18 protein-coding genes and 2 tRNA genes are annotated in these 22,139 nt (G+C 38.7%); 17 read left to right on the top strand and 3 right to left on the bottom strand.

Annotation, left to right across the window (positions count from 1 at the left end):
• The first annotated feature begins 111 nt into the window (after positions 1-111).
• The 9 genes from nhaD (at position 112) to Q2T41_RS05470 (ending at position 10,587) form a co-directional block, all read left to right on the top strand.
• Positions 112-1,446, top strand: a complete 1,335-nt coding sequence (nhaD, locus tag Q2T41_RS05510) for a sodium:proton antiporter NhaD (protein ID WP_304435252.1) — start codon at positions 112-114, stop codon at positions 1,444-1,446.
• Between the two features lie 52 nt (positions 1,447-1,498).
• Positions 1,499-2,188, top strand: a complete 690-nt coding sequence (locus tag Q2T41_RS05505) for a MotA/TolQ/ExbB proton channel family protein (protein WP_089263277.1) — start codon at positions 1,499-1,501, stop codon at positions 2,186-2,188.
• A 9-nt stretch (positions 2,189-2,197) separates the two neighbouring features.
• On the top strand, positions 2,198-2,584 hold the full coding sequence (locus Q2T41_RS05500; protein WP_089263279.1) for an ExbD/TolR family protein: 387 nt from the start codon (positions 2,198-2,200) through the stop codon (positions 2,582-2,584).
• Complete coding sequence (locus tag Q2T41_RS05495) at positions 2,585-3,523, top strand: energy transducer TonB (RefSeq protein ID WP_304435251.1); 939 nt, start codon at positions 2,585-2,587, stop codon at positions 3,521-3,523.
• Positions 3,520-4,731: a bifunctional folylpolyglutamate synthase/dihydrofolate synthase gene (locus Q2T41_RS05490; protein WP_304435250.1), complete on the top strand. Its 1,212-nt coding sequence runs from the start codon at positions 3,520-3,522 to the stop codon at positions 4,729-4,731. The genes Q2T41_RS05495 and Q2T41_RS05490 overlap by 4 nt, the downstream gene beginning before the upstream one ends.
• A gap of 59 nt (positions 4,732-4,790) precedes the next feature.
• A tRNA-Val gene (locus Q2T41_RS05485) sits at positions 4,791-4,865 on the top strand.
• Positions 4,866-4,957: 92 nt separating this feature from the next.
• Positions 4,958-5,032 (top strand) — tRNA-Val (locus Q2T41_RS05480).
• A 183-nt stretch (positions 5,033-5,215) separates the two neighbouring features.
• Entirely contained in the window at positions 5,216-8,875 is a 3,660-nt protein-coding gene (locus Q2T41_RS05475) for an efflux RND transporter permease subunit (RefSeq protein ID WP_367186831.1), read from the top strand.
• Positions 8,875-10,587: an efflux RND transporter periplasmic adaptor subunit gene (locus Q2T41_RS05470; protein WP_304435248.1), complete on the top strand. Its 1,713-nt coding sequence runs from the start codon at positions 8,875-8,877 to the stop codon at positions 10,585-10,587. Before Q2T41_RS05475 ends, Q2T41_RS05470 begins: the two co-directional genes overlap by 1 nt.
• 3 nt (positions 10,588-10,590) lie before the next feature.
• Here Q2T41_RS05470 and Q2T41_RS05465 read toward each other — a convergent pair whose 3' ends face one another.
• Complete coding sequence (locus tag Q2T41_RS05465) at positions 10,591-11,868, bottom strand: UDP-N-acetylmuramoyl-tripeptide--D-alanyl-D-alanine ligase (protein WP_304435247.1); 1,278 nt, start codon at positions 11,866-11,868, stop codon at positions 10,591-10,593.
• A 67-nt stretch (positions 11,869-11,935) separates the two neighbouring features.
• Positions 11,936-13,603, bottom strand: coding sequence for a gliding motility lipoprotein GldJ (gldJ, locus tag Q2T41_RS05460; RefSeq protein ID WP_304435246.1), 1,668 nt, complete (start codon positions 13,601-13,603; stop codon positions 11,936-11,938).
• Between the two features lie 441 nt (positions 13,604-14,044).
• Between gldJ and porV the strand changes: the two genes are divergently transcribed.
• Both porV and cdd read left to right on the top strand, forming a co-directional pair.
• Complete coding sequence (gene porV, locus Q2T41_RS05455) at positions 14,045-15,193, top strand: type IX secretion system outer membrane channel protein PorV (protein ID WP_089263294.1); 1,149 nt, start codon at positions 14,045-14,047, stop codon at positions 15,191-15,193.
• Between the two features lie 117 nt (positions 15,194-15,310).
• A complete protein-coding gene (gene cdd / locus Q2T41_RS05450; RefSeq protein WP_304435245.1) occupies positions 15,311-15,796 on the top strand; it encodes a cytidine deaminase in 486 nt (161 codons plus the stop codon).
• On the opposite strand, the gene Q2T41_RS05445 is transcribed toward cdd, so the two are convergent.
• Positions 15,791-15,940, bottom strand: coding sequence for a hypothetical protein (locus Q2T41_RS05445; protein ID WP_304435244.1), 150 nt, complete (start codon positions 15,938-15,940; stop codon positions 15,791-15,793). The genes cdd and Q2T41_RS05445 overlap by 6 nt on opposite strands.
• Before the next feature lie 48 nt (positions 15,941-15,988).
• Between Q2T41_RS05445 and pdhA the strand changes: the two genes are divergently transcribed.
• The 6 genes from pdhA (at position 15,989) to Q2T41_RS05415 (ending at position 22,138) form a co-directional block, all read left to right on the top strand.
• On the top strand, positions 15,989-16,987 hold the full coding sequence (gene pdhA / locus Q2T41_RS05440) for a pyruvate dehydrogenase (acetyl-transferring) E1 component subunit alpha (RefSeq protein WP_089263298.1): 999 nt from the start codon (positions 15,989-15,991) through the stop codon (positions 16,985-16,987).
• 4 nt (positions 16,988-16,991) lie between these two features.
• Positions 16,992-18,644: a dihydrolipoamide acetyltransferase family protein gene (locus tag Q2T41_RS05435; RefSeq protein ID WP_304435243.1), complete on the top strand. Its 1,653-nt coding sequence runs from the start codon at positions 16,992-16,994 to the stop codon at positions 18,642-18,644.
• A gap of 81 nt (positions 18,645-18,725) precedes the next feature.
• Positions 18,726-19,772 carry a M28 family metallopeptidase gene (locus Q2T41_RS05430; RefSeq protein WP_304435242.1) on the top strand — a complete coding sequence of 349 codons (1,047 nt, stop codon included), beginning with the start codon at positions 18,726-18,728 and terminating at the stop codon, positions 19,770-19,772.
• Positions 19,772-20,452 carry an SDR family oxidoreductase gene (locus tag Q2T41_RS05425; RefSeq protein ID WP_304435241.1) on the top strand — a complete coding sequence of 227 codons (681 nt, stop codon included), beginning with the start codon at positions 19,772-19,774 and terminating at the stop codon, positions 20,450-20,452. The genes Q2T41_RS05430 and Q2T41_RS05425 overlap by 1 nt, the downstream gene beginning before the upstream one ends.
• A 2-nt stretch (positions 20,453-20,454) precedes the next feature.
• Positions 20,455-21,057, top strand: a complete 603-nt coding sequence (locus tag Q2T41_RS05420; RefSeq protein WP_144802035.1) for a SprT-like domain-containing protein — start codon at positions 20,455-20,457, stop codon at positions 21,055-21,057.
• A gap of 1 nt (position 21,058) precedes the next feature.
• Positions 21,059-22,138, top strand: a complete 1,080-nt coding sequence (locus Q2T41_RS05415; RefSeq protein WP_304435240.1) for a mannose-1-phosphate guanylyltransferase — start codon at positions 21,059-21,061, stop codon at positions 22,136-22,138.
• Position 22,139 lies beyond the last annotated feature (1 nt).

Here is a 22,139-nt window from a genome sequence, read left to right as displayed (position 1 = left end):
AATTCATTAGGAATTCACGTACAATTTTAAATATCTTTAGATAATTTAATTTTTTGGAATTTGAACTTATATTTGACAACTTACTAGAAGACATTAAAAAAACCAACAAGTATGGAGACCATTATTATCATAGTTTTTTTAGCAGGATATCTTGCTATTACCTTAGAGCATAATTTAAAAATAGATAAGCTTATACCGGCCTTGGCCATGATGGCGATTTTATGGGCCATTATTGCTTTGAGCCATCTAGATGTTTTTGAGGTAAATACGGTACTCCAAGAATTGGAACCAACACATTTAGATGAAATTTTATTACATCATTTAGGTAAGACCGCAGAAATTCTGGTCTTTTTATTGGGTGCCATGACCATTGTGGAAATCATTGATTATTTTGATGGTTTTGCCACTATTAAGGGATATATAAGGACGCGAAGTAAGAAGAGATTATTGTGGTTGTTCGCCACATTGGCATTCGTGTTATCTGCAATAATCGATAACTTAACGGCAACTATTGTATTGATAACCATATTACAAAAGGTAATCAATGATAGAAATACGCGACTTTGGTTTGCAGGTATGATAATTATTACGGCAAATGCCGGTGGTGCATGGTCACCAATTGGCGATGTTACGACTACTATGCTTTGGATAGCCAATAAGGTATCTGCCGGTCAATTGGTTATTCATGTTTTAATACCATCTATTATTTGTATGGTGGTGCCAACTTTTATAGCCAGTAACAATAAGGCATTTAAAGGAGTTATTGAAGGTGAGTTCGTGTCAGAGGAACCTAAATCCAAATATGGTTCTATAATGCTTTATTTAGGTTTGGGCGCAATTGTTTTTGTTCCTTTTTTCAAGACGGTTACCCATTTACCACCTTATGTAGGTATGATGTTGTCTTTGGCTGTAGTGGCAACCTTTGCGGAAATTTATAGTAATAAAAAGTTTAGCATTTCAAATGTAGATGGTGGAGATCATGAAGAAGGTGGTCACCATAGTCCGGTACATCATTCTTTATCCAAGATTGAATTGCCAAGTATTCTGTTCTTTCTAGGAATATTGTTAGCTGTTGCCGCACTTGAATCCCTAGGACTTTTATTTCATTATGCGCAAAGTTTGAACGAGGCCATTCCTAATACGGATATCGTGGTTATGTTGTTTGGAATTGGATCGGCTGTTATAGATAATGTGCCATTGGTTGCTGCAAGTATGGGGATGTTCAGTCAGGCGCTTGATAGTCCTTTATGGCACTTTATAGCATATTCTGCTGGTACGGGAGGAAGTATGCTGATCATTGGTTCAGCTGCGGGAGTCGTTGCCATGGGAATGGAGAAGATTGATTTTTTCTGGTATTTGAAAAAGATTACGTGGCTTGCATTAGTAGGTTTTGTTAGTGGTGCGGCAGTATTTATATTATTAAGAGATTTTGTGCTTCACGGATAATTTAATTGACAATTCATCGTTATAAAGGCAAATTCAATACTTAAAGAACACTATGTTATTATTCCAGGATTTGGCTCAAGATGCGAGCGATGAATTAATGTCAGAAGAAAAAACTTTATCGGTTATAGATCTGATCTTTAACGGTGGTACGGGTAGCGTTATCATTATTACAGTTCTTTTTATAATGTTGGGTGTAGCCCTTTATATTTATTTTGAAAGGCTCTTAGCGGTCAACGCTGCTTCCAAAATAGATAAAAATTTCATGAACCAGATTAGGGATCACGTTACTACGGGTAAGCTTGAAGCTGCAAAAATATTATGTGCACAAACAGATTCTCCGGTTGCTAGATTGACGGAAAAAGGAATTTCAAGAATTGGAAAACCTTTGGATGACATCAATACGGCCATAGAAAATGCCGGAACCTTGGAAGTGTATAAGCTTGAAAAAAACGTAAGTATACTTGCTACAGTTGCAGGAGCTGCGCCAATGATCGGTTTTTTGGGAACCGTTATTGGTATGATTCTTGCATTTCATGAAATGGCCAGTAGTGGTGGTCAAGCGGAAATGGGTTCATTGGCATCTGGTATTTATACGGCAATGACAACAACGGTAGCTGGTCTTATTGTAGGGATTATAGCGTATGTAGGTTATAATCATTTGGTAAATAGAACTGATAAGGTCGTTCATAAAATGGAGGCCAACGCCGTAGAATTCCTAGATCTATTAAACGAACCCCTTTAATTTTATCCTATGAAATTAAAAGGAAGAAATAAGGTCAGTCCAGACTTTAGTATGTCCTCAATGACGGACATAGTATTTTTGTTGCTGGTATTTTTTATGCTAACGGCCAACTCGCCAAATGCCCTGGATCTTTTGCTTCCAAAGGCAAAGGGTAAATCTACGAATACCCAAAATGTATCGGTTAGTATAGATAAAAACTTGCAATACTTCGTAAATAATGAGCGCATTAATGGGGAGTATATTGAGATAGAACTTAAAAAGGCACTTGCTGGGCAGGATAATCCTACTATTATTCTAAGGGCAGAGGAAAGTGTCGCAATAAAGGAGGCGGTAAACGTAATGGATATCGCCAATAGAAATAATTATAAGGTTATTTTGGCGGTACGCCCTAATTAAATGGCTTTTCTAGATACAAGACATAAAAAGAAATCGTTGACACTTACCACATTGTTGTTAAGTGCGCTGCTATTGGTTTTGTTTTATATAGGGTTAACTTATATGGATCCCCCCGAAGAAAATGGAATTTCCGTCAATTTTGGAACCATGGAATTTGGTAGCGGTAAAGTACAGCCCAAGGAAAAGATTCGGTCAGAACCATTGGATACTCCTCCTGTGGAACCTGTACAACAAGAAGTTGCCGAAACGGTTGAAGAGCCTGTAGAGGAAGTGGAGGAAACTGCGGCCGAAAAAGAATCACCTTCAGAAAAATTGTTAACTCAAGAGTCAGAAGAGGCCATAAAGATAAACCAGGCCAAAGAAGCCAAAAGAAAAGCAGATGAAGCTGCTGCCGATGCAAAGAAAAAAGCAGAGGCCATAGAGAATAAGAAAAAGGCAGAAGCAGCTAGAATTGCTCAGCAAAAAAAGGACGCGGAAGAAAAGGCCCGCCAAGAGCAGGAAGCAAAAAAACGAGCTTTAGATGAGATGATGGGCGGCCTGAACAAGTCAGACGGTACAGCTTCCGGTAGTGAAGGAGACGATAATAAGGCTGGTGATAAAGGGCAGCCGGATGGTGATCCTTATGCAACCAGTTATTACGGTAGTCCGGGTAGCGGAAGCGGAACAGGCGGGTATGGTCTTAATGGAAGGTCTTTAGTGAACAAAGGGAAAGTGCAACAAGAGTGCAACCAGTCGGGTAGGGTTGTTGTTAAGATAGTTGTGGATAGAAACGGAAAAGTTGTTAGCGCAACTCCAGGTGTTAGGGGTACAACAAATAATGATCCTTGTTTATTGGAACCGGCAAGAAAAACGGCATTTATGCATAAATGGAATTTGGATAGTAATGCCCCAAGTCAACAAGTAGGTTTTGTTGTTGTTAACTTCAAATTGGGAGAGTGACCTATAAGAATACGTTAAGTTGGATGTTTGCTCAACTTCCAATGTATCAAAATAAAGGTAAGGATGCTTTTAATGCCAAGTTGGATGGTATAAGGAACCTGACCGGCTATTTAGGCAATCCACAAATAAAATTTAAAAGTATCCATGTTGCCGGCACCAATGGTAAGGGTAGCAGTAGCCATATGCTGGCGTCGGTCTTACAGGAGGCCGGTTATAAGGTAGGACTTTATACATCACCACATTTAAAGGATTTTAGGGAACGTATTAGAATCAACGGGCGTAAGATTAAAAAGACCGAAGTGGTTCGTTTTATTGAAGAGAACAAAGGATTTTTTAACGAAAATAAGTTTTCCTTTTTTGAAATGACGGTGGGTATGGCCTTTTCCCATTTTGCAAATAAAAAAGTAGATATTGCCATAATAGAAGTAGGATTGGGAGGCAGATTGGATTCTACAAATATTATTACGCCAGAAGTGAGCTTGATCACTAATATTGGTTTTGATCATACGGATATGTTAGGGGATACATTGGCCAAGATAGCTTTTGAGAAGGCTGGTATTATCAAGAATAATGTTCCTGTGGTTATTAGTGAATATAACAAAGAAACCGCTCCTGTATTTATTGAAAGGGCTAAAAAAATGAATGCGGAAATTACTTTTGCGGAGAAAGAGACCTTTTCTTCTTATGAAGTTGGACTGTTGGGAAATTATCAGCAAAAAAATAGTAAAGGTGTTTTAGCTACGCTGGAAAAATTAAAAAAGTTTCCTGTTGATGAAAGTCATATTGTAAATGGTTTAAAAAACGTAGTTGTAAACACCAAGCTTATGGGGAGGTGGCAGCAATTAGGGGAACATCCTACCATAATTTGTGATACTGCCCATAATAAAGAGGGGCTCGCGATAGTATTAAAACAAATTCAAAAGCAGCAATATAAAAAACTGCATATAGTTTTGGGATTTGTAAAGGATAAGGATGTTAAGGGTATTATGGGTTTTTTTCCAAAAGATGCGCTATATTATTTCACTAGGCCAAAAATTGAAAGGGGCTTAGATGAAAATCAATTGACCACACTATTTCTTGAAGCCGGATTTCATGGAAAGGCATATAAGACTGTAAATAAGGCGTTTAAAGCTGCTCAAAAACATGCAAAAAAATCCGATTTTATTTATGTTGGAGGAAGTAATTTTGTCGTAGCGGAAGTTCTTTGATTTTTTATTGATTTTTCTTTTGTGAATTGTAAAACTATTATATATTTGCACTCCTTTTGGGGCTCTTAGCTCAGTTGGTTCAGAGCACCTGCCTTACAAGCAGGGGGTCACTGGTTCGAATCCAGTAGGGCCCACAGGTTAAAAGGCTTCCATTTTTTGGAAGCCTTTTTTAATGATATATTGTAGTTAATTTGAGTAAGGATAAAAAAGCCTTACTACAACATTAGGGATATTAGCTCAGTTGGTTTAGAGCGCTGCCTTGACAGGGCAGAGGTCACCGGTTCGAATCCAGTATATCCCACAAATATTCCAACTGGCCGTTATGATAGGATTATAATGGGTTCTTGCACGACAGTTTTATTATAATTAGTTATCTTTCTTCTACAATCTATACTTGTTTCGCACGTTAAATATCAGAGACTTATAGTTTTGATTTCGCAAATAAGTTTAAACCTTTATGCTTAAAGACCTAATTAAATTTTTAGTGCAAAATAAACTCGTGGCCTTTGTGCTTTTAGTAGTGTTTTTGCTTTGGGGTTTAATTAGTACACCGATCTATACGGACAATTGGTTAATAGGCTCTAATGCCGTTGCAGTAGATGCAATACCCAACTTGGGAGATAACCAACAAATTATTTTTACCGAGTGGGAAGGACAGTCCCCACAAGATATAGAGGACCAGGTTACCTATCCGCTTACTACGAATCTTTTGGGGTTGCCGGGGGTAAAATCTGTAAGGAGTTCTTCTATGTTCGGTTTTTCGACCATTTATCTTATATATGAAGATAATGTAGATTTTTATTGGGGTAGAAGTCGCATACTTGAGAAATTAAGCAGTTTTCCTTCCAATTTGCTGCCAAAGAATGTAGTGCCCAAATTAGGGCCTGATGCTACTGCCCTTGGTCAACTTTTTTGGTATACTGTAGAAGGAAGGGATGAACAGGGAAATGTTACGGGTGGTTGGGACTTGCACGAGTTGAGAAAAATTCAGGACTTTTATATTAAGAATGCTTTGTCCTCTGCCGAAAATGTTGCAGAGGTAGCCTCAATTGGTGGGCATGTTCAAGAGTATCAAATAGAGCTCAATCCTTTGTTAATGCGCCAATATCAAATTTCCCTTCTAGAAGTGGTAAGGGCCGTTGGTGAATCCAATAAAAATGTAGGTGCAAAAACTTTGGAAATCAATAATGCGGAATATTTGATTAGAGGCCTAGGTCTTATTGAAAATATTGAGGATATTGAAAATGCGGTCATAACGACCAATGATTATGTGCCACTTTCCATAAAAGATATTGCAGTTGTCTCATTGGGTCCAAAAGAACGAAGAGGTATTCTTGACAAGGAGGGAGCCGAGGTTGTTGGGGGGGTAGTTGTAAGTAGGTATGGAGCTAACCCGCAAAAGGTTATTGAGTCCGTTAAGGACAAGATTTCACAAATAGCAAAAGGCTTGCCTTCTAAAATGCTTGAAGATGGCAGGACATCACAATTGACCATAGTGCCATTTTATGATCGCACAGAGCTGATAAAAAATACATTGGGCACCCTTAATTCTGCTCTAGCCATGGAAATTTTGATTGCAATCTTGGTCATTTTGGTCATGTTGAGAAATTTAAGGATTTCCTTGGTAATTTCCGGGTTATTGCCTGTGGCTGTACTTATGGTTTTTATAGTGATGAAGTTGTACAATGTTGAGGCTAATATTGTGGCACTTTCAGGTATAGCAATAGCCATTGGTACAATGGTAGATTTGGGTATAATTCTGTCTGAGAACATTGTTCAGAAAATTGAGAATAATCAGCAGGGGGCTGCTATTGATGATTTGGTCATTGAAGGGGTCAACGAAGTTTCCGGCGCCATAATTACGGCAGGTTTGACCACGATATTAAGTTTTATCCCTGTGTTTGTATTGACCGGTGAAGAGGGGCGATTGTTTACACCATTGGCATTTACTAAAACGACCGCACTTTTGGCCGCTATGTTTTTAGCCTTGTTTATCATACCCCCTATTATATCAAAATGGTACAGCGTAACCCATAAGAAATATGATATTGGAAGTCTAGGTTCCATTGGTTTGGGGCTTGTAGGGTTAGTAATGTGTATTTGGGGTTTTTGGATCGGAATAGCATTAATTGGTCTTGCGGTGTTGAAGTTATTGCAGGATTACAACAAAATAGCGAATGCGAATAGTGGAAAATTAAGGTTAATTTGGCTGGTCGCATCTATAGTATTGATACTGACTTATTATTGGAAGCCTCTTGGTTTTCAGGCTTATTTTGCTACTGACTTAGTTTTCGTAATCCTCTTTAGTTCACTTGTATTAGGTGGGCTTTTTGTATTTCATAGGTATTATGAGGCCATATTGGTTTGGGCTATGGAACATAAGACAACATTTCTGATCATGCCTTTATCCATTTTAATTTTAGGGGCACTGACGTATAGTACCATTGGGAAGGAATTTATGCCAAAATTAAACGAAGGTTCATTTTTATTGATGCCGACATCTACTGCGCATACCGGAATATCGGAAAATAAAAGAATTTTACAACAGTTGGATATGGCCGTGGCAAGCATCCCAGAAATAGAAACGGTAGTTGGTAAGGCCGGCAGGGTTGATTCTGCATTGGACCCTGCACCATTATCTATGTTCGAGAATGTAATTCTATATAAACCGGAATTTATTTTGGATGATAAGGGTAGGCCCATTTCATTTTTGACAACCAAAGAGGGATTGTTCCAAACAAAGACAATGGGTGAAGTGACTTCTGGTTCCGGGGTGTCTGTTGATGAATTGATTGTGGACAAAAACGGGGCGTATTATAGAAACTGGAGACCTCACATTAGAAATGCAGATGATATTTGGGAGGAAATTGCCGCAGTGACCACATTGCCAGGTGTGACTTCTGCGCCCAAATTACAGCCAATAGAAACAAGGTTGGTCATGTTGCAGACCGGTATGAGATCACCAATGGGGATTAAAATATTTGGGCCCAGTTTGGATGTGATAGAATCATTTGGACAAGTATTGGAAAATGAGCTCAAAAATATTGAATCTATAGAAAGTGCTTCCGTATTTTCGGATAGAATTGTAGCTAAGCCATACATTAATGTTTTATTTAATAGAACCAAAGCAGCAAGATTTGGTTTAACTATTAGTGGACTACAGGAAATATTGGAGACGGCAATGGGCGGCAAGGTGTTGACCCAGACCATTGAAGGAAGGGAGCGGTTTGATGTTACATTACGTTATCCTAGGGATTATAGGGATGAACCTGAAGACATTGGCAATATACTGGTTGCACTACCAAGTGGTGGGAGTATACCTTTGTATCAAGTGGCAGATGTTCAATTTGAAAAGGGCCCGCAGGTCATCAAAAGTGAAAATGGCTTTTTAATGGCTTATGTACTTTTTGATAAAAAAGAGGGTTTTGCGGAAATTTCTGCTGTTGAACAGGCAAAGGAACAAATAGAACTTAAAATTAATAATGGGGAAATAATTGTGCCCAAAGGTGTAAATTATAAGTTTTCAGGTACTTATGAAAACAATGTTCATGCCGAGAAAACATTGTCTTTGGTCATACCGTTGGTGTTATTGGCAATTTTGTTATTACTTTATGTACAGTTTAGGTCATTGACAATTTCATTCATGATTTTTTCCGGAATTGCGGTAGCTTTTGCAGGAGGATTTATATTGTTGTGGTTTTATGGTCAAGATTGGTTTTTGAACCTAAATTTTCTGGGCCATGACCTTAGGGAAATCTTTAATGTTAAGACAATTAATATGAGTGTTGCGGTCTGGGTAGGGTTTATAGCTCTTTTTGGTATTGCAACAGATGATGGCGTGGTAATTGCAACATATCTTAAACAGAATTTTGATACAAATAAACCCGGTACTGTCAATGATATTAGAAATGCGGTCCTGGAAGCAGGGAAAAAACGGATTAGACCTTGTTTAATGACTACGGCCACAACATTATTGGCATTGCTGCCGATAATTACGGCAAAAGGACATGGCAAGGATATTTTGATACCCATGGCAATTCCTAGTTTTGGAGGTATGCTGGTAGCTTTGGTGACGTTGTTGATTGTTCCGGTACTCTATTGTTTATGGCAGGAACAAAAATTAAAAAATAGTGAAATTAGGTAATGGAAAATTTCAATACATACAAGAAATACGTCGTTTACCTTATGGTATTATTAGGGGGACTTTTGTTGGGCTATCTATTCTTTGGCCAAGTTAAACCCTCGGCAAATGACCATGTGCAACATAATGAACAAAACAACTATACGTGTTCTATGCATCCTTCTGTGATAAATGAAGGCAAGGGTATGTGCCCAATTTGTGGAATGGAGCTTGTGCCTATGGGTAATATGGACCAGATTACTAATGAATACCGGTTTACAATGAGCGAGAGGGCTATTTCCTTGGCCAATGTCCAGACCCATAAAATAATTTCAAATACTATGGGCGGTGAAGTGGAGCTTGCCGGGGAAATAGCTCTAAACGAAAATACAAATGCAACCCAAACTACTTTATTTGATGGTCGTATAGATAAGCTTCATATTAAGTATGTTGGTGAATATGTTAAAAAAGGTCAAGAAATAGGCACTATTTACAGTCCAGAATTGTATTTGGCCCAGGATAAACTTTTGACTTCATCTTCTTATAAGGATACACATGAGAAATTATATGCTGCCGCTAGAAATACTTTGGGACTGTGGAAATTGACCGATAAGCAGATAGATGATTTATTGAAATCTGGGAAACCTATTGTGAATTTTCCTTTGGTGGCAGATGTTTCTGGAACCGTAGTGGAGATTTTAGGCTCTGAGGGCTCTTATTATAAACAAGGGGATCCATTGTTCAAGGTTTCAAACTTATATTCGGTCTGGGCAGTTTTTCAAGCCTATGAAGACCAATTGCCATTACTTAAGATGGGACAGGAAATATTAATTAGTTCCGAAGCTTTTCCTTCTGAGCCAGTAGTGGCCAAAATATCTTTTATTGAACCGGTTTTGGACAAAGGCAAGCGAATTGTTGCCGTAAGGGCCAATGTTGCGAATGGAAAAGGGCAATGGAAACCCGGTATGTTCATAAAAGGAAAGGTTAAAATAGAACATACGGATAAGCAAATGGTTATGGTTCCTAAGAGTGCGGTCTTATGGGCGGGTGAGCATTCTGTGGTATATACCAAGCCAAAATCCTCAAAGCCCATATTTGAAATGAGGGAAGTGAAATTAGGAGAGGCCATTGGTGATAGCTATGTGGTTTTTAAGGGACTGGAAATAGGAGAGGAAGTAGTTACCAATGGTGCATTTACAATTGATGCTGCCGCTCAATTACAAGGTAAAAAATCCATGCTGTACGCAAAGGAGACTCTTAAGGAGCAAATGCCGGTAATTAGTGACAAGGGTGCAATATTTCCCAATGAAGTAAATGACCAAGTTAAGATTGCACTGGGCACTTATTTCGAATTAAAAAATAATTTGGTGTCATCTAAAAGTTTGGATGCCCATAATAGTACCAAGAAATTAGATGAACTATTGTTGCAAATAGAGGTAAGTGAGGGTAATGCCGAATTTCAATCAAACATGAAATTGGCAAAAAAAATGGTGAAGGAAATATTATCAGAAAACAGTTTGGATCAAAAGCGTTTAAGCTTTAAAAAATTATCTAGCGCATTTACTTATTTAGCTGACCATGTACAAGGTTTTGGCGAACCCATTTATGTGCAGCATTGTCCAATGGCGGATAACAATACGGGTGCAGATTGGTTGAGCCTTGAAAAGGCAATTAGAAATCCGTATTTCGGGGATAAAATGCTGACATGCGGTTCTGTGACCAAAGTTCTGGATTAAAAATTATATATGGTCTAAAACCCGCTCTAAAGCCATCCCTCTTGACCCTTTAATAAGGATTGTTGATTTTTTCGGTACGGAATGTTCCGTTAGATATTGCTTTAACTTATCAAAATTCTTAAATTTTTTCAATGCGGTCTTTGTACGATAGAAATTTTCACCAACAAACATCACCTGGTCAAAATTCATTTGTTCGGTTATCTGTACTACTGTTTGGTGCTCCTCTTCAGCAGAGTTTCCTAATTCAAACATATCTCCCAATATGGTTATTTTGTTTACCCTGTCTAATGTGTTGAAATTTTCCAATGCCGCTTTCATGCTTGTGGGATTGGCGTTATAAGCATCTAAAATTATATAGTGGTCCAGGTTTTCGATTATTTGGGAACGGTTGTTCTTAGGGGTATAGTTTTCAATAGACTGCTTAATTTTAGGAACATCAACATTAAAATATTTACCCATGATGACGGCGGCACAGCAGTTGTGGAAATTATATGATCCTATGAGATTAGAGGTTGCCTCCGTATCATCGAACTTAAGACGAACAAAAGGCTGTGCGCCCAAGAATTCAATTTTATAGTAGGAGGAATTTTCCGTGCTGAACCCGTATTTGCGGGTGTATGATTTTAATTTATTGAGCTGTATTGGGTCATCAGCATTTAGAAATATGGATTTATCTTGTTTTATCAAATATTCATATAATTCGCTTTTACCTTTTATAACGCCATCAACGCCTCCAAAACCTTCTAAATGGGCTTTTCCAAAATTGGTTATATATCCAAAATCCGGCTGTGCTATATAACATAAAAAAGCTATTTCTTCTAAATGGTTGGCACCCATTTCCACAATAGCAAATTCTGTATCTGGTGTAATGGACAACAAAGTTAATGGAACACCAATATGATTGTTAAGGTTGCCTTTCGTTGCAACGGTTTTGTACGTGGAAGATAAAACGGCATTAATGAGCTCTTTGGTGGTGGTTTTTCCATTGCTACCGGTAAGACTGATTATTTTGGCCGAGCAAAATTTTCTATGGTAGTTGGCCAATTGTTGTAAGGTGGTAAGGCAATCGTCTACCAAAATAGTCCTGTCGTTTTGAATAAATTCCTCTTCATCCACGATGGCATAGCTGGCACCTTGTTCCAAAGCTTTTTTTGCATAGGTATTGCCATTGAAATTTTCACCTTTCAATGCAAAAAATATATCCCCTTTGTTAATATTTCTAGTGTCCGTACTTACTGATGGATACTTCAAAAAAACCGTATGTAACTCTTGAATATTCATAAAATCGAAGATATAAAAAAAGCCCTTTGTGAAAAGGGCTTTTAATAGTTATGATATGAACAAAATGTTATTTGGCTTTTTTACCTCTAACCGTTTTGTTCTTAGTCTTTGATTTTGAACCAACTCTAGACATTGCACATCTAAACCCTATATAGTCCGTTGCCATATATTGTGGCAAATACCTTCTTTGTGCAGGGTCTAACCAATATGCCCTATCTCTCCAAGAACCGCCTTTGTATACTCTAACTTCATCATTGATAAGCGTTGTTCTGTTGTTTGATGAGTCGTAACCTTTTATAAGGTTTCCGGCAGAGTCCCTGGCCACGGAGTGCTTTGGTGAGTTGTACATCTTTTTCTTGTCGTCCTGTTCCTCATCATCGCTAAACCTGTCATAGAACCTAGAAGAACCTGGGTCACCATCTCTATAACCTCTGTTGTCGCTTGATGAGAAGTTGGTTCTTAAATAAGTCTCTTCTTCGTCTACAGGAACCATTTTTATTTCTCCCGGAAGGTTAACGGCAATAACTTTTCCATTGGGCAGGGTATCAAAGGCAATGGAATCTTTTAAGACCTTGACTTTGCCATCTTCCCCTATGGCGCTTTTCATATAAATATTACCTCTATAATAGTTAAAATCGCTCACCTCGTCATCAACAATAGGTCTATAGACATCCGCAACCCACTCGGCCACATTACCTGCCATATCGTAAAGGCCTAAATCATTAGGTTTGTAGGACATAACTTCCGCCGTAATATCGGCACCATCGTCAGACCATCCTGCTATTCCGCCATAGTCACCTTTTCCTTGTTTAAAGTTGGCCAATTGATCTCCACGTCCTACGCGTTGTCCGTTACGAGTATAATCCCCTTCCCAAGGATATTTTTTTCTACCTCTATAGTTGTTGTATTCCCTTTGTCCAACTTGTGCCTGTGCAGCATATTCCCATTCCGTTTCTGTAGGAAGTCTGTATTCTGGCATTATGATACCACTACTTCTTTTTGCAAAAGCAGAAGTACTATCTTTTTTCATTTTACCTTGAAGTGAATCTATTTGACCATTGTAAACAGATTCTGGCCTGTTTAAATATGCTTCTGTACTAAAAGTGCCCTGAACTTCTCCGGTTGCGGCCTGGTATTTGGCATCTTCGGATAGATAGCCTTCACGTTCCAACATAACTTCGTTTACACGGTCCGTTCTCCATTCTGCAAACTGTGTCGCCTGTATCCAGTTAACGCCTACCACAGGATATTCTGCATATGCCGGGTGTCTTAAGTAGTTGTTGGTCATGGTTTCGTTAAATCCTAACCTGTTTCTCCAAACCAAGGTATCCGGCAAAGCTCCCACATAAATATTGGTATATTTAGGATTTTCCGGAGGGTATACGCTTTTTAAATAGTCAAGATACTCAAGATACATTACATTGGTCACCTCTGTCTCATCCATGTAAAATGATTGTACATGTTGGGATGTTGGCGTGTTGTTCCAATCATGCATAACATCATCCTGTACCTTACCCTTGGTAAATGTACCACCTTCAACAAATACTAATCCAGGAGCGGTTTCTTGTTCCTTGAAGTCTGTATTATATTGAAAACCACCTTCCTTGGCATTTATTTTCCAACCTGTAGCTCTAGACGTATTTTTGGACGATGAAGATTTAGAACAGCTGTTAACCGTTAATCCCCCAACGATGACAGTGCATGAGAGTACAACTTTTATTAAACGTTTTTTCATAATTAGGACTTGAGTTCAATTTTTTATAAGTTATAGTAGTTTGGCTTCTATTCCTTATAATACTAAGTTTTCTTTTAATTTGTTTGTCACTTTCGCTCAATAGAACGGTGTTTTTATAAGATTATTTTACAATTCAAAATAATTTAAATGATTCTATCACCGTCCAGTTTACGTAAAATGGGCTTACTTAATTATCTTAACGGACAAATAAACTAAATAGTATGGTTTAGGGCATTTCTTTTAGAGCTGATCGCCGCACCTGCGAATTTCTTATTTTATGAAGTGTTGGTGGTGTTTTGATTTAACCTGTTCTACATTTTTTCTAATAAAAAACTAGATAACAATACAAGATAACGGTAAAAAGTCCGTTTACATGTAAAATATTAAGGGTGATTATATATTAAAGGTATATTTCGCTCCTATTTTAAAGATGTAATTCCAATGAGAAAAATCTCAATAATTTTCTTTGTACTTGTAATTGGGAAAATTGCGGCCCAGAATGACCAACGTGTTATTACCACTGCTGTACCATTTCTTACTATAGCTGCCGATGCAAGGTCTGCCGGAATGGGTGATATGGGGGTTGCAACTTCTACCGATGCTTTTTCTCAGCAATGGAATCCTGCAAAATTTGCATTTGCCGAGCGTAAAATGGGTATTGGGGTAAGTTATACCCCATATTTGGAGAGTATTATTACGGATATATCGTTATTGAATGCCAGTTATTTTAATAAGTTGAACGAACAAAGTGCGTTTGCGGTAAGTTTGCGCTACTTCACTTTGGGCGAGATAGAATTAAGGCAGTTTGCCAATGACCCCGGTACTATTGCCAAACCAAATGAATTGGCTCTTGATGGTTCATATTCCTTAAAGTTAAGCCCTACGTTCTCTATGGCGGTGGCCGGTAGATATATCAGGTCAAATTTAAAATTACCACAAAACGGGTCTGAGGATTCGCAGGCGGCAGGTTCGTTTGCTGTAGACGTGGCCGGTTTTTATAGGTCTAGGGAAATAGCTTACAATAATTTTGATGGTCGATGGAGGGCAGGATTCAATCTTTCCAACATTGGAGGAAAAATTCAATATGATGCGGGTGGACAGGAAAATTTCTTGCCAAGTAACCTAAGGTTTGGAGGCGGATTTGATTTCATCTTGGATCAGGATAACGTTGTAGGGTTAACTGCGGAATTCAGCAAGCTTCTTGTGCCAACACCCCAGGATTTTGATAATGATGGCGATGTGGATGCGGAAGACAATGATATCTACCAAAATGAAAGTGGCTTTAGTGGTATATTCAACTCTTTTACTGATGCCCCGGACGGATTCAGTGAGGAATTAAAGGAATTTACATGGTCCTTAGGTGCAGAATATACCTATCAAGATTCATTTATGTTCAGAACGGGTTATTTCAACGAAAGCGAGGATAAGGGTTCCCGAAAATTCTTTACATTGGGTGCGGGCTTTAAATTTAATTCTGCCCAAATAGATTTATCCTATCTTTTCTCTACTTCTCAGGTAAGGAATCCTTTGGAGAACACGCTAAGGTTTTCCTTGACCTTTAATTTAGGGGAGGAGTTTTACAATGATTAAAATTTCAATTTTATAAAGAAAAAAAACCTGCCTTGTGCAGGTTTTTTTATTTGAGCCATTCGGGTTCAAAATATGTAAATTAGCCTATTGGTTACTAAATGACCCTAACAATTTAAGATGGCGGAACGTAAAAAAATAAATATCGAGGTAACGGTTCATGAAAATGTCGAGGAATTGAATGAATCGTTTAAGACCTTAATGTCCTCGGCTATAAATGCAAGAAAAAAGGCCTATGCGCCTTATTCCAAATTTTCGGTAGGTGCTGCGGTATTAATGGAGAACAATGAAATTATTGAAGGGAACAATCAAGAAAATGCCTGCTATCCGGCCGGTTTATGTGCTGAGCGTGTAGCAATATTCTATGCTGGGGCCAAATATCCTGAAATGCGTATTAGGGCCATGGCAATATCTGCCGCGGCATTGGACCATGGTGTCAATGAGCCCGTTGCGCCTTGTGGTAGCTGCAGGCAGGCCATATCGGAATATGAGTTTAAACAATCGGAACCTATTAAACTGTTGTTTATGGGTGAGACGGGCAAGGTCATTATGTGCAATTCCGTAGCGGACCTTTTGCCACTGGGGTTCAATAGTAGCTATCTATAATACGTGCTGTAAAACACCTTCCATAAAATAACCACGTTCTTTATTGTTTTTGTTAAGCATATAATTTCGTAATTCATTTGCTTCTATTATTTTTATCGATTCATTAATATGTGTATTTTTGCCCCTCTGCGAGACATTGGTCAAGTTTACCATATGAATCTCAGGGAATTTTAAAACCTTTAGTTAAAATTGATGAAAAAAATCACCAAGGAAACGTATTTGAAATGGTATGAGGACATGCTATTTTGGAGGAAATTTGAGGATAAATTGGCCGCTGTTTACATTCAGCAGAAGGTAAGAGGATTTCTTCATTTGTATAATGGTCAAGAAGCTGTTTTGGCTGGCGCCCTACATGCAATGGACCTTACCAAGGATCGTATGATCACTGCATATAGAAACCATGTGCAACCAATTGGTATGGGTGTGGATCCCAAACGTGTAATGGCGGAATTATATGGTAAAGTAACAGGGACATCCAAAGGTATGGGTGGTTCTATGCACATATTTTCAAAAGAACATCGTTTTCACGGAGGGCATGGTATCGTAGGAGGTCAGATTCCTTTAGGTGCCGGAATGGCCTTTGGCGACAAGTATGCCGGTAGGGATAATGTTACCTTGTGTTATATGGGAGACGGCGCCGTAAGGCAAGGTTCTTTGCATGAAACGTTCAATTTAGCTATGTTATGGCAATTGCCAGTGGTATTCGTTTGTGAGAACAATGGTTATGCCATGGGTACATCAGTTGAACGTACATCGTTCTCTACGGAAATTTGGAAACTTGGTTTGGGCTATGAAATGCCTTGTGGCCCTGTGGATGGTATGAATCCTGTAACGGTTGCCCAAGAAATGAGCAAGGCAATAGAAAGAGCAAGAAGTGGTGGCGGTCCAACATTTTTGGAAATGAAGACTTACCGTTATAGAGGTCATTCCATGTCAGATGCCCAACATTATAGAACTAAGGATGAGGTTGCGGAATACAAGAAAATAGACCCAATTACCCAGGTATTGGATATTATAAAGGAAAACGAATACGCAACAGATAAGGAAATCAAGGAAATTGACAAAAGGGTCAAGGATTTGGTTAAGGAATGCGAAAAGTTTGCAGAAGAGTCAGATTATCCACCAGTAAACCAATTGTATGATATGGTTTACGAACAAGAGGATTTTCCATTTGTTCAACATAAAATATAATTAAATGGCTATAGTAGTAAATATGCCCCGTTTAAGCGATACTATGGAAGAGGGTACCGTAGCTAAATGGTTAAAAAGCGTAGGAGATAAAGTTGAAGAAGGCGATATATTGGCAGAAATCGAAACCGATAAGGCTACGATGGAGTTTGAATCCTTCAATGAAGGTACTTTGTTGCATATTGGGATTCCGGAAGGCGACACTGCACCTGTGGACAGTCTATTGGCCATCATAGGTGATGAAGGTGAGGATATTTCCTCTTTATTGAACGGTAGTGGCACATCTGCGCCGGCCTCTGAAACTACTGGTGATACTGCATCTGAAGATGAAGATCAAATGGAGGTTTCCGAAGATACGGAGCAAGGCGGTGGTGAAATTCCGGAAGGAGTGGAAATTGTAAAGATGCCCCGTTTAAGTGATACCATGGAGGAAGGTACCGTGGCAAGTTGGTTAAAGCAGGTAGGTGATGATGTAGAAGAAGGTGATATTCTTGCAGAGATAGAAACGGATAAAGCTACTATGGAGTTTGAGTCATTTTATAGTGGTAAGTTGCTATATATAGGTATTCAAGAAGGTGAATCTTCCCCTGTAGATGCTGTTTTGGCCATTATAGGTCCTGAAGGTACGGATGTAGATGCCGTTTTGAACAATAAGTCCGGTGCAGGGAAGAAAAGTACCGCGACGAGTTCGGTTAAAGAAGAAAGTAAGCCAACCCAAGCGGATACCAAAAAAGAGGATACAAAATCGGTTGCTGATGGGGAACGAATTTTTGCATCTCCCTTGGCTAAAAAAATTGCTGCCGATAAAGGTATAGATTTGGCCAAAGTTACCGGATCCGGTGATAATGGAAGGATTATTAAAAAAGATATAGAGAATTATACTCCAAGTACTGCTGCAGCACCTGAAGCGGCATCTGCTGGAAAAGCGGAAACCGCTGTTGCATCTCAACCAGTCTCCATGGCATTGCCATCTGGGGAAGAAGGTACGGAAGAGGTCAAGAATTCCAATATGCGTAAGGCGATTGCCAAGGCCTTGGGTAATTCAAAGTTCAGTGCCCCGCACTTTTACCTTACAATTGAGGTTGATATGGACAATGCCAAAGCGTCCAGGGCGCAGATCAATAGTCTGCCAGATACCAAGGTGTCTTTCAATGATATGGTTTTAAAGGCCTGTGCTATGGCGCTGAAGAAACATCCTCAAGTAAACACTACTTGGAACGGTGACACAACAACGTATAATAAGCATATTCATATGGGTGTAGCGGTTGCAGTGGATGAAGGCTTGGTAGTGCCCGTGGTAAAACACTGTGATCTTTTGGGACTTACCCAAATTGGTGCGGCCGTTAAGGATTTGGCAGGAAAAGCACGTAGTAAGAAAATAGCTCCCGCAGAAATGCAGGGAAGTACGTTTACAGTATCTAACTTGGGAATGTTCGGTATTCTAGAATTTACAAGTATCATTAATCAACCTAATTCGGCAATATTGTCGGTAGGAGCAATTGTTGAAAAACCAGTAGTAAAAAATGGTGAGATTGTAGTGGGCAGTACCATGAAATTGACTCTTGCTTGTGATCATAGAACTGTTGATGGTGCTGTAGGGGCACAATTCCTTCAGACATTAAAGTCATATGTTGAGAATCCGGTGACAATGCTTGCCTAGGAATCTTCAATAAATAGAATTATGAAAGCATCCTTTTAACGGGATGCTTTTTTTTATCTTTAGAATCTAAATGATAGTAATATGAAATATATAATTGTGGTACTTATTGGTTTAATGGTCTTAAGTTGTGGAAACGCCAAGATAGACCAGTCCACTGTACTAAATCCTACCAATAATCCTAAAGGGGTACAGGGATCCGTGTCTCAAGGTGCGGAGAATGTTCCTACTGCGGTAAATACTATACAATCCAAGACCGGTGTCGCTACAAGTTCTGATGATATAGAAAAAACAATGGTTTTTTTAACTTCTGATGAATTACAGGGTAGGGATACCGGTAGCGAAGGTATAGGGAAAGCGGCCAGTTTTATTGAGGATGTTTTTGAGGAGAACAATGTTGCGCCATATTATTCTACCTATAAGGATACTTTAAGCAATTATAGTGACGGTATAGCCTATAATATAGTTGGGGTTGTGCCGGGCACTGATCCTGCACTCAAGAATGAATATGTAATTATAGGTGCGCACTATGATCATATAGGTTTGATCAATGCCGTTGCTGCCGACAATATCGCCAATGGGGCCAATGATAACGCATCAGGTACAACTGCAGTCATTGAGTTTGCTAAATATTTTGGTGGAATAAATAATAATAAGCGGAGTATACTATTTGCATTATTTTCTGCGGAAGAGAAAGGGTTGCTGGGTTCCAAGCATTTGGCACAAAAATTAAAGCAGGAAAATTTAAATGTATATGTAATGTTGAATTTTGAAATGATTGGGGTGCCCATGCTCAATAAAGATCACGATTTATATCTTACAGGTTATGAGCAGTCCAATTTAGCGGAAATCAGCAATGTTCATGCCGGTAAGAATTTTGTAGGTTTTCTACCAAAGGCCAAAGAGTTTAATTTGTTTAGAAGGTCGGATAATGCACCGTTCCATGATGAGTTCAATGTGCCTTCGCAAACGTATAGTTCATTTGACTTTACTAATTTTGGGGAATATCATAAAGTTGGGGATGAAGCACATTTAATGGATTTTGAACATATGTCATCGATAATCAATGATGCAAAACCTATGTTAGAGGGCATTATCAATGCACCTATAAAAGAAGTAAAATACGAGTAATGGACTACATTATTGTAACAGGTACCAGCAGGGGCATTGGCTATGAGTTATGCAAGTTATTGGCCGCTAAAGGTAATATGGTATTGGCCCTTTCAAGAAATGAACGGCCAATTAAGAAACTTGGGAATAAGAACATAGAATCATTCCCTTTTGATGTATCCTCTACAACGGACAGGGAACATTTATATTCCTTCTTAAAAGAAAGGGATGCCAATGTCATTGCCCTTGTCAATAATGCGGGAAAATTGGTCAATAAACCTTTTTTGGAAACTACGGAAGCAGAATTTAAATCGGTCTATGAGGTCAATGTCTTTGGAGTGGCGGAAATGATAAAGTTGGTCTTGCCCTTCATGGATAATAGAGGCCATGTGGTTACCATTAGTTCAATGGGCGGTATTCAAGGTAGTGCCAAGTTTGCAGGGTTGGCGGCATATAGTTCAAGTAAAGGTGCGGTTTTGACTTTGACGGAATTACTTGCGGAAGAATTTAAGGAAACGGGGCCTTCTTTCAATGCGCTGGCATTGGGAGCGGTACAGACCGAGATGTTGGAAGAAGCTTTTCCAGGATATAAAGCACCGGTAACAGCGGTAGAAATGGCCGAGTATGTTATGAATTTTACTTTGACTGGTCATAAACTATATAATGGAAAAATTTTACAGGTAAGTAGTAGTACACCTTAAATATGCATCAAACTTTAGCCAAATATCTGCCGGAATCTGCAGTAATTCCATGTTTTGAGCTTATAAAGGTAACGCACGTACATTTAAAGATCGTAAATGAACGGGTAACACGGCATGGGGATTATAGAAGAAGGAAAGATGGGCATCATCAAATAACAGTAAACGCATCATTAAATAAATATAGGTTCTTAATAACGCTCATTCATGAAATTGCGCACTTGGTCGCATTTGAAAAATATGGTCGATCAATAAAGCCACATGGTGTGGAGTGGAAAAAAACTTTTCAACATTTAATGTTGCCGTTTATAAGGCCCGAAGTGTTTCCTGCACAGGTGTTACCGTTGATTGCAAGACATTTTAAGAACCCAAAAGCAAGTAGTAGTACAGACGCCCGCTTGTCTATTGCATTAAAGCAATATGACGAGCAACAATCAGATAAAAATTACGTTTACGAATTACCAATAGGTAGCGTTTTTAGAATTTATAACGGAAAAATTTTTAAAAAGGGAAACAAACGTACCAAGCGCTATGAATGTATAGAAATGGCTTCTGGCAGAATGTTTTTATTTCAGCCCAATGCCGAAGTGGAATTAATAAAAAGTTAATATGAACAAAGATTATTATGCCGTATTGATGGCAGGTGGAGTAGGGTCAAGGTTTTGGCCAATAAGTACGAGTGATAACCCAAAACAATTTCATGATATGCTGGGTACGGGCAGTACCTTGATCCAGAAAACATTTCAACGTTTAAACAAGTTTGTACCTACGGAGAATATTTTAATTCTGACCAACGAGCGTTATAATGATTTGGTATTGGAGCAGTTGCCAATGGTAAAGCAAGACCAGGTAGTATTGGAGCCTGCAATGAGAAATACGGCCCCCTGTATTTTGTATGCGGCAATGAAAATCCAAAAAATGAATGAAAATGCGGTAATGATCGTAGCGCCAAGTGATCACTGGATAGAAGATGAAGAAGCATTTGCAAAAGATGTTACAGCATGTTTTGAAAAATGCAAGACAGAGAATGTATTATGTACGTTAGGAATAAAACCATCTTTTCCTAATACAGGGTTTGGATATATTGAGTTTGATAAATCTGATCAGTCCCAAATTAAAAAAGTAAATCAGTTTAGGGAAAAACCGGACTATGAAACTGCAAAGGAATTTTTGGCCCAAGGAAACTTTTTGTGGAATGCCGGGATATTTATGTGGAGTGTAAAGACCATAGTACAAGCTTTTCAGAACTACCAGCCCAAACAGCATCAATTGTTTCTCGATGGTTTTTCGGCATATAATACAAGTGGTGAGCGTGAATTTATTGCCAATACTTATCCAAGTGCCGAAAATATTTCCATTGACTACGCTATTTTGGAAAATTCAGATGCCATCTTCGTTTTGGAAGCCACATTTGATTGGAACGATTTAGGAACATGGGGTTCGTTATATGATAAGCTTGATAAGAACCAAGACAATAATGCTGTTGTCAACGCTAAAGTGTTGACGCAAGACGCCAATGGCAATATGATTAGGTCTAAAGCAGGAAAAGTGGTTGTGGTAGATGGACTAGATGATTATATTATAGTGGATAAGGATGAAGTTTTATTAATTTATCCAAAAGCCAAGGAACAGGATATTAAACAAGTGCTCAATAAGGTCAAGGAAACCTTTGGAGATGAATATGCTTAAT

The organism is Maribacter confluentis (assembly GCF_030505015.1).
GTDB lineage: Bacteria > Bacteroidota > Bacteroidia > Flavobacteriales > Flavobacteriaceae > Maribacter > Maribacter sedimenticola.
This window is presented reverse-complemented; position numbering and strand designations above follow the sequence as displayed.